Raw genomic sequence first — 13,034 nt, 5'->3', positions numbered from 1 at the left:
CGAGTGCTCGAAAATAGCTCTGCTATCATGAGAATAATACATAAGTTTAAGTTCCAAAAAACTATCTATAGAAATCTGCTATGACCCTCCCTAAAACCTCTTTAACACGTAAATATATCCTTTTTTAGCAGCAGCGATGCTGTCTGTGTCAGCTATGGTTACTGATTTTAGCCAAGTTCAACGCGAAGCTAATCAAGGTGATGCTGATGCCTAATATGTGCTTAGGATGATATACGTCAAAGGCGAAGGCGTGCGACTAAACACCATGACTACTAAAAAATGGTTTGAGCTATGCTGAAGAAACCGTAGAGGTAAATTTGGTAAACTAAGCGTATTAATCGGAGTTTATCATGACCAAGAAAGTAAGAACCTACTGTGACGAATTTAAAGCCGAGGCAGTCAAGAAGATAGCAGACAATAATGGCAATATCTCAGCGACCGCAAAGCAGCTTGGCATCGCCATGCAGACCTTATCTAATTGGCACAATAAAGCCAATCAAGGCAAGCTTATCAGCACTCAGCAATATGAACCTGATCTTATGGCAGCTATTCAAGAAATAAAGTAGCTCAAGCGACAACTTAAAGTTGCTGAAGAAGAGCGAGAGATATTAAATGAGGAGGGATAAAGCGGAGCATTGCTTCGCCCCGACGCAAGGGGAGAGCTATGCTCGAGTGAGGCGACGGCGTACTTTGCCAAGCACAGCTAGTAAAGTACGCCTTTATAAAAACTAATAGACAGGTCTTTAGTATCGTCTCTATGTGCCGTGTGTTAAGCGTCAAACCATCAAGCTATTACGACTGGAGTAGTCGCGATATCAGCGAGCAGCAGATACATCGCAACCATTGTGAGCTACTAGTTAAAGCCGCTCACAGTGAAAGTAAAGAACGTTATGGTTATGAACGTTTGCATGCAACACTCACCGAGCAAGGCCATGACATCACCTATATCTGGACAAATGAAGGTTGGCTGTATTTAGCAGGCGTTAAAGACTTATACATTAAAGAGCTTGTCGGTTACGCCATCATCAAACGCATGACAGCAGATCTAGTATGCAAAGTATTGAACATGGCCATCAAGAACAAACGACCCAGTAAAGGGCTAGTCGTTCACTCTAAAATAGGCAGCCAGTATGTAGCCACGCGTACCATAAGATCATCAAGCAGCCTCACTTTACAAGCTCAATGAGCGCTAAAGGTAACTGCTTTGACAACGCACCCATAGAAAGCTTCTGGGGCATATTGAAGAACGAACTAGTATATTACCAAGACTATAAAACAAGGTTTGCCGCTATTACCAATATCATTAGATATATCGAGTTGTACTACAATCAAACGAGGATGTTGATGAAGATGACTTTATGAATAGTTAGTAGGTATGAGAATTAATCAATCATCAACCAACCTTAATAAGGGTTTATCATATAATGATGACTCCATAAGCTTATCATCAGGTATTGTCTATTTAACATAATATACATTATGCGAAAACAAACCAACGGGCTTAATAGTTACGTGCACAATATTTTTATCTAACTTCATCTGCAATAATTGTCGTTCGTTTCCAGCCAAACTTAAACATCTACAATATTCATCTTCGCATTTAATATTAATACCAGCACCGACTTTAAAATTCATTTAAAACCTCAGCGCCAGCTAACGACAATGCTCTAGCAAATACTCGCGTAAAGATTTTCCATCCTCATCTAGGATGACATCCGTCACTTGGCAAGCCACGTCATTATCAACGCTTTTACATGACAGTTCATAATACACATCATCGCCTTGTGCCAAGCTGACTTGCACCAATCCTTGCTCGGTCACTGCAAACTGCTTATCTTGCTCATAATCAGGATCTTGCGAACTCCATAAAACATCATAACCAATATGACAAGACATTTGCTCTCTAGCAAAATAATCCCGCTCAAGCTGCATGGCCGCTTTTAGCTCTGGGCTGCCATATTGGTGCAAAACCACTGGATAATCCTGACCCTGATTATCCACATCTTGCTGGTACATATCTGCGATGGTCGTGACTTTCATGGCAAACGTCGTCTGCAGGGTCTCTGTTAGATTGGCGGTCGCAGACATGGCAAAAAATCCTATGATTAACATCATGATAGAAAATATGGTTTTCTGCATGGCGCTCTCCATCGGCTACGACATATAATGTATTATTCATAAAAAAGAATATAAACTATCGTTTTACGCTATTATTATGTCAATTAAGCTTTTAAATCAAAACCCCGTTTACACAGCAACATTATCAACTTTGGGCAGTTATGAGTACTATTGATAAATAATCGCTACTGATAAGCGAACACCGATGTAAACCAGTAATGACCTAGGTTTCAAGCTATTCTAATTTTAATAAGCTACGATAAGGATATTTTTATGATGTCATCATCTCGTTTTAATATTTTTCAGTCAGGTTTGTATAAATTAACCACTGCTGCGTGCTTTGCTTCCATACTTGTCGCGACTGGTTGCTCATCTTCCGCTGAGTCTAGCGTCAAAATACCGAGTCAACAAAATGGCAATACCTCAGCACCCGTTATCTCCGATATGAGCCAGCAAACGCTTAGGCAGCAAGCCTTACGTATCCAGCGTGCCCTAGCGAACAACGACTTTGCGCGCATTACCAACGACATTCATCCGACGCGCGGCGTGCGTTTTTCCATGTATGCCTATGTGCGCCCTGAGACTGATAAAGTCTTTAGCCGCGAGCAGTTTGCGCAGTACTTACAACAATCTAAAATCCGCTTTACTTGGGGTGAACGTGATGGCTCTGGTGAGCCGTTAGTGATTCCGCTCCCAGAATACTTGGAAACGTGGGTCGTTGGGGATACCTATAACAATGCCAGTATCAGCGTTAATGAGTTTAAGCACAGCGGTAATATGATTAATAATTTAAAAGAAATTTATCCCAATTCCGAGTTTGTTGAGTTTTACCATAAAGGCTCAGAGCAATACTCTGGTATGGATTGGCGTGTCATGCGCTTGGTGTTTGATGAGTACCAAGGCAAACGTTATTTGGTCGCTATTGTCAATGAACAATGGACGGTTTAAATAATTTTATCTGCAAAAACAGATATTTACACCTATAAAAGATAATAAGAGGCAGTGTGATTAAATCGATACCCTGCCCTTTTTATTTGCTTTTATTGCTATATATTCACTTTTGATTAGAGCGGCGTTTGGCGAAAAAACTTAACCATTATGTCGTAAATATCAGGGTAAGCATCGACCAGCTTTTGCGGCGTCTCAAAAAACACTTCGCTCAGTACCGCAAAAAACTCCGCAGGATTGGTCGCGCCATAACGGTCGAGACCTGATTTGTGATGGCTTTGAAAATCCTCAAAATCTCGCGTCATAATTTCAGTCCAGCGCGCAGGATCCATATCCGGTTGCAGCGGCGGAAAGCCATTGGCACGACCATTTAGCATATCAAGCTTATGCACAAATTCATGAATGACCACGTTATGGCCATCGCGCTCACCTGAGTGTTTGGCATCTTTCCATGACAGAATGACAGGCCCACGCAGCCACGCTTCGCCGCTACGGTGCTGACTGCCCTCATGGACAACCCCCATCTCGTCGACAGTGGTGGTTTCGCTTTTGTAGGAACCCGGATAAATAATAATGGCCGACCAGCCAGCGTACCACTCAAGGCTTAGGTTTAAAATAGGCAGGCAAGCTTGTAAGGCGATAGATTGCTTGACCGCATTGGTAATCTCGAAACCCTGTGCGCCAGTAATCGACTTATCCGCCAAAAATAACGTCGCCAGTTCAAACAGGCGTGTTAGCTCATCCTCGTTTAGCCTATCAAGTATCACAATACGCTTAGCCGCTTGCAGCCAGTCAGCATGGGTAAACTCGCTGTTGTCTAATATGCGCTGCTCGCGCCAGTCTTTTATCATGCTAAACATATTGAATTTCCTTTAATTTCGTCTTTAGACTGTGCTTTTTATTATTGGCGTTATGTATTTTTAAGGGGTTAGGTGGTGCTGACAATAAGTATATTTATCAAGATTCTAACGACAACATATTCATAATTAATTTAATCAAGGTTTCTTTTTGGTTGGGGTCAGATTCAGCGACCAACAAGGTTAATGCGGCAAGCCCCGTGTTATTAATAACCATGTCACCTTTATCATTGAGCAGTCGATTATTACGGCGCAAAAAATCTACAAACAAAAAAGCGCCGCTGCGTTTATTGCCATCGGTAAAGGGATGATTTTTGACCATAAAGTACAGCAGATGCGCCGCTTTACTCTCGATGGTCGGGTATGCAGGCGCGCCAAACACCGTTTGCTCTAAAGTACCTAGCACGCTGTCCAAACCATCACCGCGAGGCTTGGCAAATAGCTCAGTCGCCTCACCTCTATCTATCAGCTGCGCTTTCAAATCCGTCAGCGCTGCCATTGCCTCAGTCGGACTGGGCAAGAACCCACCCTCTTGCCCTGCGGGATTATCAAGCAAGCCTTCATCATAGCGCTGTAACCATAAGAATGTCTGCGTATAACGGCTGATAATCTCAACCAAGCCGCGTCCTTCATCTGTTTTAAGCTCGGGACTTTGCGCGGTTTTTCTAATTAAATTTAATGCTTGTTGGAGCTCGCTTGAGTTTTTATCAAAGCGCTCTTGATTGAGTGTATAGCCTTGGACTAAGTATTCACGTAGGCGCTGCGTTGCCCAGCGTCTAAACTGTATACCTTTTTTGGAGTTAACTCGATAACTTACCGAAATAACCACATCTAAGTCGTAAAATGTCACAGGGCGATCAGAATTTGTAATATGCATCTTTTTCGTATTGCTTTTTTCAGCAATTTCTTCATCGTTTATAGCATTGGCAATATGACGCGAAATCACTGATTGGTCACGACCAAACAGCTCAGACATTTGTGCTTGCGTAAGCCAGACAGTCTCTTGCTCAAAGCGAACGTCTACCTGTGCCTTTCCATCAGCGCTTTCATATATCTCTACCTTTGCCACGTCATCATTCATAACGTTAATCATCTCAGCTCTCCCCCAATCCTAATCCCAATATAAATGCTTACGCTGTGCTTATTATTCTTAATAGGTAAATCATACAGCGACTGCATGATAGAGTACATAACAATGACTATTCTGTGCCTGTGCCGATGCTTGGAGTATCTCGTGGCGTATAACCGAAATGCTGCTTATAAATACGAGCAAAGTAACCTTGGTCGCTATAACCGACTCTATGCGCCACTTCATCGATGGTTACGTAGCTTTTGGTTTTTAAAATATGATTGGCTTGCTTTAAGCGCAGTTCTTTTACCCATTCCGAAAAACTATAGGGCAACTCAGCAAATAGCTTATGCAAGTATCTGACCGATATATGACAAGCAGCAGCGACCATCGCTGGGGTTAAAGTAGAGCTTTCTAGGTGCAGATGGACGTAATGCTCGATGCGCTTTAGGTGTACCGACTGTATGGACGAGCTGCTACTCATCACCACATCTTTCGGGGCGCTCAATGCCAATATAATAAGGTTAAGCAGCTGCTGCTCTAGGATTTTAATCTCTAAAGCCGCCAATCTATGTTGTTGAATCAGCTCTAATATCTGTCTGATTTGAAAAACCAGCAACCTGCCAGCCCCTTCATCAATAGACAGGCTACGGGCAAACTGCCGCTCTATGGTGCCCATTTGCGGGCTTAATAGCGCTAAAGGCACCTTAATCACATATAACGATACTTCTTGCAGGTGATAAAACTCATAAGGTAAGTTTGATAATTCAATAAAAAACTGACCCGGGTTTGAGGTTAATTGGCGGTTTTTTTGCGCAAAACGGACGCTACCGGTCACAGGAAAGGTGATTAAAATACTGTCGTCGCTACGGTTATTACTATTGCCGTGACTAGACTGATTGCTTGCTAAGCTGCGCTTATAATGGACGGTATTGGCATGATAATGCGATACCCCAATATCCAAAAGCTTGGCGTGTTGCAAGTAACCAGAAAACTGACTTGGCTGGCGAAAGCTGACATTGAGATCAAAATAGGTGTCATTGATGGTGCGCTTCCAATCAAACGCGTCTAATGTTTGTGCCGTGCTTATAGGAGGCGTTGAAGGTAACCATAAGGAAGGGGTTAATTTTGCATTCATCCTTGAATACTCTGTGTGTAAAAATAGCTATCACAAAATTGATAGGCATTTAGGTATCATGCCAGCTAATAAAATGTCGTTCTCCTTTATATCATACCTGTATGACGACTGGATTTCTAAATATGATGCGTACTAAATACGATATCAAAAATAAAATCAGGCATTAAATGAGGTTAATGCCTGATGGGAAAACTAGAAAGCGATAACGATAAAAACAGCAAGCTAAGCGGCTTTGGTCAGCTTATAAGTGCCCGTCTCATGCAATTCTGCTTGCCAGCCTTTTTTAATCACAATCGTGGTGGTTGGCTCTTGAATAAGCGCCGGACCTGCAATCAATGCTCCTGCACCAAATTCCTCACCATTATAAATAGGCGTATCAATCCATTCGTATTCTTGATCCATGATCATCTCACGGCTACCGACTTGCGCTTGACTGACATCACCTTGTTGCTTAGCAAGCTCTGGTAGCTTGGGCTTACTGATTTTACCGATGACAGCGACTTCGATATTGACCAGCTCGACCTTATTGTCACGCTCATCATAAGTATAGAGCTCTTTATGACGGTGATGGAAGGCTTCCAAAATCGTTTGCACGCTATCGGTATTAAGCTTGCCATTGGGTATCAGCACATTACACTCATGCACCTGCCCGACGTAACGCATCTCCATAGTACGCTCAATGATGATATCATCTTCTACAAAGCCATCTTCTAGCAGCTTTTGTACGCCTAGGCTTTCTAGCTCGTGTAAGGTGGCATTAAGCGACTGTAGCTCTGAATCTGGCGCAATAATCATCATCTGCGTGGCAAGATAGTTATATTTAATATCAGAGATGATTTGACCAAAGGCGCAGAGACATGAGGCAATCTTTGGTATCAAGATAGTACCAATCCCCATCTCTTCTGCCAAATCAACAATATGCATACCACCTGCGCCGCCGGCACAGATAAGGGCAAAGTCGCGAGGGTCATAGCCTTTTTCAATGGTAATACGGCGAATCCCATTTGCCATGTTTTGATTGACGATGGCACTGATACCAAAGGCGGCATGTGCCAATTCAATCTTTAATGGATCGGCGATATGTTTTTGTACCGCTTGCAGCGCTTTGTCTTTATCCAAAGTCACGCAGCCGCCTAGCACCGCATCTGGCTCAAGATAGCCTAACACCAGATTGGCATCGGTGACCGTTGGCAACTCACCGCCTTTACCATAAGAAGCTGGACCTGGGGTCGCGCCAGCACTTTGCGGCCCTACCTCTAACATACCAAAATTATTCACATGACCAATAGAGCCGCCGCCTGCGCCCAGCGTTTCGACATGAATCATCGGCACGCCAATACGATTGCGTAAAAAATCAATATCACGGTTTAGGCTGGTTCGGCCAGATTTGGCCATCGTGATGTCAAAAGACGTACCGCCCATATCAACGGTGATAATGTTATCAATGCCAAAGGCGCTGGCAATATACAGTCCTGCTTGCGGTGCTGATGCCGGTCCTGAGTTGATGGCATTAACCGCCCGTTCGCGCATGATGTTACCGACCGCAAGCCCGCCATTCGACTGAAAGTAACGAACAGGCTGCTCAGCGCCGAGCGCCTTAAAGTAATCATCAATCTTATGTACATAAGACGCCATAACGGGGCTTAAATAGGCATTGACCAATGTCGTTGAGGTACGCGTATATTCCTTAATCTGCGGATATACTTCACTACCGCAGCAGACAAACACCCCCGGCATGTGCTGCTCAATCAGCTCTTTGGCACGCTGTTCGTGCTCGGTATTACGGATAGACCACACAAAAGAGATGGCAACCGCTTGCACGTCTTGCTGTTTTAACACTTCAATCGCATCGAGGATATCTTGCTCATTTAACGGCTCGTGTTCGCTGCCGTCTGCTAAGATACGACCACGGATAGGAAAGCGGCGGTCACGCGTAGCAATTTGTGGTGCCGGCGGGTAACTGGCATCATAGCGGTGTCCTTCTTCTTTGTGCCCTAAGCGTATCTCGATACTGTCTTCATGTCCTTTGGTACATAGCAATCCTACTTTTACGCCCGTCATCTGAATCAACGCATTTAGTGCGACGGTCGTACCATTTATGCACAAATCGCAGGCTTGAATGATGTCCTCGATAGGACGGTTAAACTTGTTGGCAATTTGCTGGAGACCATTGGCAATGGCTAAGGTGCCATCCTCTGGGGTCGATGGCGCTTTAAACAGATGAATGTCACCGGTTTTTTCTGCCAAGACAAAATCTGTAAAAGTCCCGCCAGCATCAACGCCAATACGAAAATCGTTGTTCATAAGTCATCCTTAACTCAATCATGAAAGTTCAATGTGTGTTTTATGCGGTTATCTGGCGGCGTAAGTAATCAGTCTCAGCTTCATTTAGCGTCAAAGTTTCTGGGTCAAGTACCACACCGTATTCAATCTTTGCCGCAGCAATTGAGATAATCCTTTCTTTTACATCCTTGATGACCGCTTGAATATCGCGATCAAATGAGCTGCCGTAACCGCCGCCACCCGGGTTGATATTGCGCGCGCGTTCACCCGGCGTGATTTCCGTAACGGTGTTTTTTCTATATAAGTCCGTTTGCCCGTCTTTATGTAGTATCTCTAGACGCCCAACTTTGAGCTCAGGTGAGATTTGTTCCGCGCCGCCGGCGCCCATAGTAGGATGCTGGCGACCTTCGCCAAAGGCAATAACCGTCATAGTATGGTCTAATGGCTCAACTTCCCAAACCGTACCACAACCGCCGCGGTACTCGCCTGCGCCGCCACTGTCTTCTGCCAAGCCATATTTATGGATTAAAATAGGATACTGGTACTCTAACAGCTCAATATCTCCCGAACTTAGCGCGCCAAAGCAGCTCAATGGCCCACAAGCGTGCCAGCCATCCATCTGCTGGGTGGCGCCTGCGCCTGAAATAATAGACGCCAAAATCATGGTGACGTATTGCTCGCCAGTTTTTGGGTCGATACCAGCAATATTAATCCCTGATGAATGCCCCCAAGACGCGGTAACGCGCTCAGGTGCTGCTGCTTCAAATGCCATACGTACCGCATCGGTTAAGGTTTCCATCGGTGTGGTTGTACAGTTAACATGCGGCGCAGGTTCTCTGGCATTACATAAGGTGCCATGCTCACCCAAATCAACGGTAACGCAGCGGTATAAACCTTCGTTATACGGCGGCTCTACTTGGGCAAACATCATTAGCCCAAGCAATACCCCAGACATCGAGTTACCAGCATAAGAGTTGATAAAATAAGGGACTTGCGGCGGACTGGTGATTTTAATATGTACATCGCTGTCTTTGATGACAATGTCGGCGCTGATGGTCATATCACCCAAGCCATGACCTGAGTCTTCTAATACCGCCTCGCCATGATAATCGCCATCTGGGATAGACGAGATTAACGAGCGCATATGATGGTCAGCCATGCTCTTTAGCTCTTCAATCGCGCCACGTACCGTCTCAATGCCATATTTGTCTAGCAGCGCAATCATATTACGCTCGCCGACCGCGCACGCGCCGTACTGGGCATTGAGATCGCCTTCTTGATTACGGCGTGAGCGCATATTGCTGTGCAGCAAATTAATGACGTCATGGCGTTTGACGCCTTTTTCCCAAAGCTTAATGGGCGGAATGCGTAAGCCTTCGGCATATATCTCTTTGGCATCGGGGTTATAGCCGGCTGGTACAGGGCCACCGATATCAGTGACATGACCTTTACAGACCGTCCAAAAGACCAGCTCACCTTTATAAAACACCGGCTTATACATACAGCAATCTAGGATATGGCTGCCCATCATCACAGGGTCGTTATGATAAATGACATCGCCTTCATGAATGTCATCACCATAATATTCGGCGACGGCTTTCATGGCGGGCATCAGTGAGCCTAAATGAATGGGAATGTCTTGCCCTTGCAAAATCATCTCAGGCAAATGATCAAACAGCGCATTACTATAGTCATGAGCTAAGTTAAAGACACTCGAACGAGCGGTTTTTTCTAAGGTGGTTGTCATCTCACGCTGCGCCGTTTCTAGGGCGCCACGTACGACAGACAAGGTAATGGGATCTATAGAAGGGTGAGCGTTGCTCATAAAAGACTCCTTGTCGAGAAATTTGGGTCAGAACAAGCGCATTTATATAGGCGAAATAAAAGAATATTCCGGTCTATATGACCATTTATCCTTACCTTTCAGCGTGCGCTTTATCTGGCTTATCATCTATCCTAATGATCAAGCTTTTTCACTATAGCGAGGTTTTGGTCAAATAGATGGACTGTGCGTGCAGAGTTTTTGACTGTGAGTGTACAGATGTAACGATAAATAGCCTGTTTTCATCTTTATCATAGTGGGATATAAAGCGTTCAGAATAGAAAAAGAGCAGTGCCTCACATATGAGGCATTGCTCTTTTTGTCTATTCTTACTAACTCTATAGGAAGCTATAAGTTATTTACTACTATACGTGAGCAGACTTCCTGCCTAGACCTATCTTCACATTAGCCAATACCAGTCCAGATAAGATAAGCATCATCGCTAGCATCTTCCACCATGTGACCACCTCTCCTGTAAACAACACTGAAGTCGCCATCCCAAACACGGGCACCAGTAAGGCAAATGGCATTACCTTAGAGGCGATATTTTGGCTAAGCAGATGCGCCCAAAGTCCAAAGCCAATCAGGGTTGAAACATAGACGATAAATCCAAGCGATAACCAAGACTTGAAAGACGCTTGCGTAAATGTCGCAAGCGTCCATGCTTCATTTTCAAATAGCAGAGAAGTTAAAGTCAAAATTACACAAGCAATCAGACCGCCCCATACGACTAGTGATAGCGCTGACAGGGCCGATGTTTTATTTGAAGCTTTGTTGCTATTTGCAGGCGAGGTAGTAGAAATATTACCAATACTTTGCTGCGTTGAGGCCTTTTTTGAAGCAATATTACCAAAGCTCCAGCCTATAGCCGCAATCAATATGCAGATAAAGCCAATCAAGGGCATATCACCGCCGAGATTTAGCGCAATCACACCCAGCCCTAGTACACCGACCAACATACCGATAATCTGCATGCGACTCACCGCTTCACCTAATATGATATACGCCAGCAAGACGGTGATGAAAATCTGAACTTGTAATAATAACGCCGTCAACCCTGCCGAAGCGCCTAAATGCATGGCGGTAAATACAAAGGCATATTGCATGACAAAGGTGCCGATAGCATAAATAAATAGTGTACGGTTGAACTTAGGCGGTTTAAGGAACAAAACCAACGGCACGGCAGTAAAGAAAAAACGTAACGCGGTTAGCATCAGTGGCGGAAAGCTTTCAAGCGCCCAGGCAATAAAGGTAAAGTTCACGCCCCATATAAAGGTAACCAATACGGCTAAAGCAATGTGGATTGGGGTCATGTGCCTATCCTAGAGGGTTTTTAAAGTCAATGGCGTCAGGCTGGCGTGTTGGCATATTGGTCTGTCCTGATAATGATATCGATGAGGTAATGCGTATTAAAACCTGAAAAATCCAAACACGCCAGCATTTAGTTAAGTGCTATCACCCCACCACCAGCCGCATCATTTGCGTACTGATATAACCGCCAAAAGTACCCACGGCATAGCCTAAAATACCCAAGAACACGCCAACTGGCGCCAGTGACGGGTGAAATGCCGTAGCGACAATCGGTGCTGATGACGCGCCGCCAGTATTGGCATTAGAACCAACTGCCAAAAAGAAGAATGGCGCACGAATCATTCTAGCAACCGCAAAAACAATCACAACGTGAATACTCATCCATAACAGACCAATGAGTAGTAAGCGCCATTGCGAGACAATGCCCGCTAGATTGATTTGCATACCAATAGCCGCGATTAAGACAAAGATAAAGACCGTACCGATTTTGGAGGCGCCAACATGGTCAAGGCGGCGGATTTTGGTAAAGGAGAAAACTACCCCTATTAAGGTAATAATCACCACCATCCAAAAGAATGAGCTGGCAAAGCTATATTGCACTGCCCAACTATAAGGTGCAAAGAAGCCTGCTATTTGCCCACCTGCGAAATGCGCCACCCCGACCATGGCAAAACACAAGCCAAACATCACCATCAAATCATTGATAGTGGCAGGACGCGCATGGTCTCGCTCATAGCTTTCCACCGCAGCAATCACTTTATCAATACTACTGCTGTCCGCCCGTAAAAACTTATCTATCTTCGCGCTGTGCTTGGCCATGACCAAAATCGCCAATAGCCATAATGAGGCGTTGGTGGTATCGACCAAAATCATCATGCCAAATAAATCATCACTGACGCCAAACAGCTCTTTCATCGCCGCTTGGTTTGCTGCCCCGCCAATCCAGCTACCCGCGACCGCTGAAAACCCGCGCCATAAGGTATCGTCGGTAAACATATCAGGTGATATCCATTTGGCAATGCCTAAGCTAATCGGCCCACTAATAACAATGGCAACACTGGCCGCAAAAAACATGGCAATGGCTTTCCAGCCAAGCCCTAAGATTTTTGGCACATCCATCGACAACGTCATCAATAGCAAACTGGCTGGCAACAGATAGGTGGCGGTAAAGCCATAAATCTGCGAACCAATACCATCAGCAAAGACACCCAAGCTATTTAGGGTTGCAGGAATGAAGCAGCACAGCACAATACCCGGCAGGACGGCATAAAAGCGGCGCCAAAACTTACCAGGCAGCCCTTGGGTATAAAACACCAAACCAATAATGGCCATGATAATGCCAAAGGCTAACGGCAAATTATCAATGGCTAAATGAGAAATATCGGGCATCAGACAGCTCCGCAGCACACGATGATTAAAAGCCTGTCAGTATAGACAAGGCGAAAAAGACGCGCAAGCAACGATATAGCATTGTTGACTTTTTATTAG

9 protein-coding genes and 1 pseudogene are annotated in these 13,034 nt (G+C 44.7%); 2 read left to right on the top strand and 8 right to left on the bottom strand.

All coding sequences use genetic code 11. The features are described 5' to 3' along the window. Positions 1–350 precede the first annotated feature (350 nt). Positions 351–1,341, top strand: a pseudogene (locus AB8P72_RS06765) (IS3 family transposase); the annotation flags it as partial. A gap of 312 nt (positions 1,342–1,653) precedes the next feature. Here the strand turns inward: AB8P72_RS06765 and AB8P72_RS06760 are convergent. Further along, positions 1,654–2,139: a hypothetical protein gene (locus tag AB8P72_RS06760; RefSeq protein ID WP_193030112.1), complete on the bottom strand. Its 486-nt coding sequence runs from the start codon at positions 2,137–2,139 to the stop codon at positions 1,654–1,656. A gap of 252 nt (positions 2,140–2,391) precedes the next feature. Between AB8P72_RS06760 and AB8P72_RS06755 the strand changes: the two genes are divergently transcribed. Continuing rightward, on the top strand, positions 2,392–3,066 hold the full coding sequence (locus AB8P72_RS06755; RefSeq protein ID WP_193030110.1) for a hypothetical protein: 675 nt from the start codon (positions 2,392–2,394) through the stop codon (positions 3,064–3,066). Between the two features lie 116 nt (positions 3,067–3,182). Here the strand turns inward: AB8P72_RS06755 and AB8P72_RS06750 are convergent, their stop codons facing one another. The 7 genes from AB8P72_RS06750 to AB8P72_RS06720 form a co-directional block, all read right to left on the bottom strand. Next, on the bottom strand, positions 3,183–3,926 hold the full coding sequence (locus AB8P72_RS06750) for a zinc-dependent peptidase (protein WP_369957538.1): 744 nt from the start codon (positions 3,924–3,926) through the stop codon (positions 3,183–3,185). Positions 3,927–4,023: 97 nt separating this feature from the next. Continuing rightward, positions 4,024–5,016 (bottom strand): RhuM family protein, encoded by a 993-nt coding sequence (gene rhuM, locus AB8P72_RS06745; protein WP_226928771.1) that lies wholly within the window; start codon positions 5,014–5,016, stop codon positions 4,024–4,026. Positions 5,017–5,122: 106 nt separating this feature from the next. Further along, on the bottom strand, positions 5,123–6,130 hold the full coding sequence (locus AB8P72_RS06740) for an AraC family transcriptional regulator (protein WP_193030108.1): 1,008 nt from the start codon (positions 6,128–6,130) through the stop codon (positions 5,123–5,125). 222 nt (positions 6,131–6,352) lie between these two features. Continuing rightward, a complete protein-coding gene (locus tag AB8P72_RS06735; RefSeq protein ID WP_369957536.1) occupies positions 6,353–8,434 on the bottom strand; it encodes a hydantoinase/oxoprolinase family protein in 2,082 nt (693 codons plus the stop codon). 40 nt (positions 8,435–8,474) lie between these two features. Continuing rightward, the gene (locus tag AB8P72_RS06730; RefSeq protein WP_102076428.1) at positions 8,475–10,238 is read right to left on the bottom strand and encodes a hydantoinase B/oxoprolinase family protein; all 1,764 of its coding nucleotides are present in this window, start codon (positions 10,236–10,238) and stop codon (positions 8,475–8,477) included. Between the two features lie 362 nt (positions 10,239–10,600). Further along, the gene (locus tag AB8P72_RS06725) at positions 10,601–11,548 is read right to left on the bottom strand and encodes an EamA family transporter (RefSeq protein WP_193030105.1); all 948 of its coding nucleotides are present in this window, start codon (positions 11,546–11,548) and stop codon (positions 10,601–10,603) included. A gap of 142 nt (positions 11,549–11,690) precedes the next feature. Beyond that, positions 11,691–12,935 (bottom strand): DUF819 domain-containing protein, encoded by a 1,245-nt coding sequence (locus AB8P72_RS06720; protein WP_198327786.1) that lies wholly within the window; start codon positions 12,933–12,935, stop codon positions 11,691–11,693. Positions 12,936–13,034 lie beyond the last annotated feature (99 nt).

Source organism: Psychrobacter sp. CLB018, assembly GCF_041222815.1.
Taxonomy (GTDB): domain Bacteria; phylum Pseudomonadota; class Gammaproteobacteria; order Pseudomonadales; family Moraxellaceae; genus Psychrobacter; species Psychrobacter faecalis.
The sequence above is the reverse complement of the archived record's forward strand: the minus strand, read 5'-3'. Positions and strand labels throughout refer to the sequence as shown.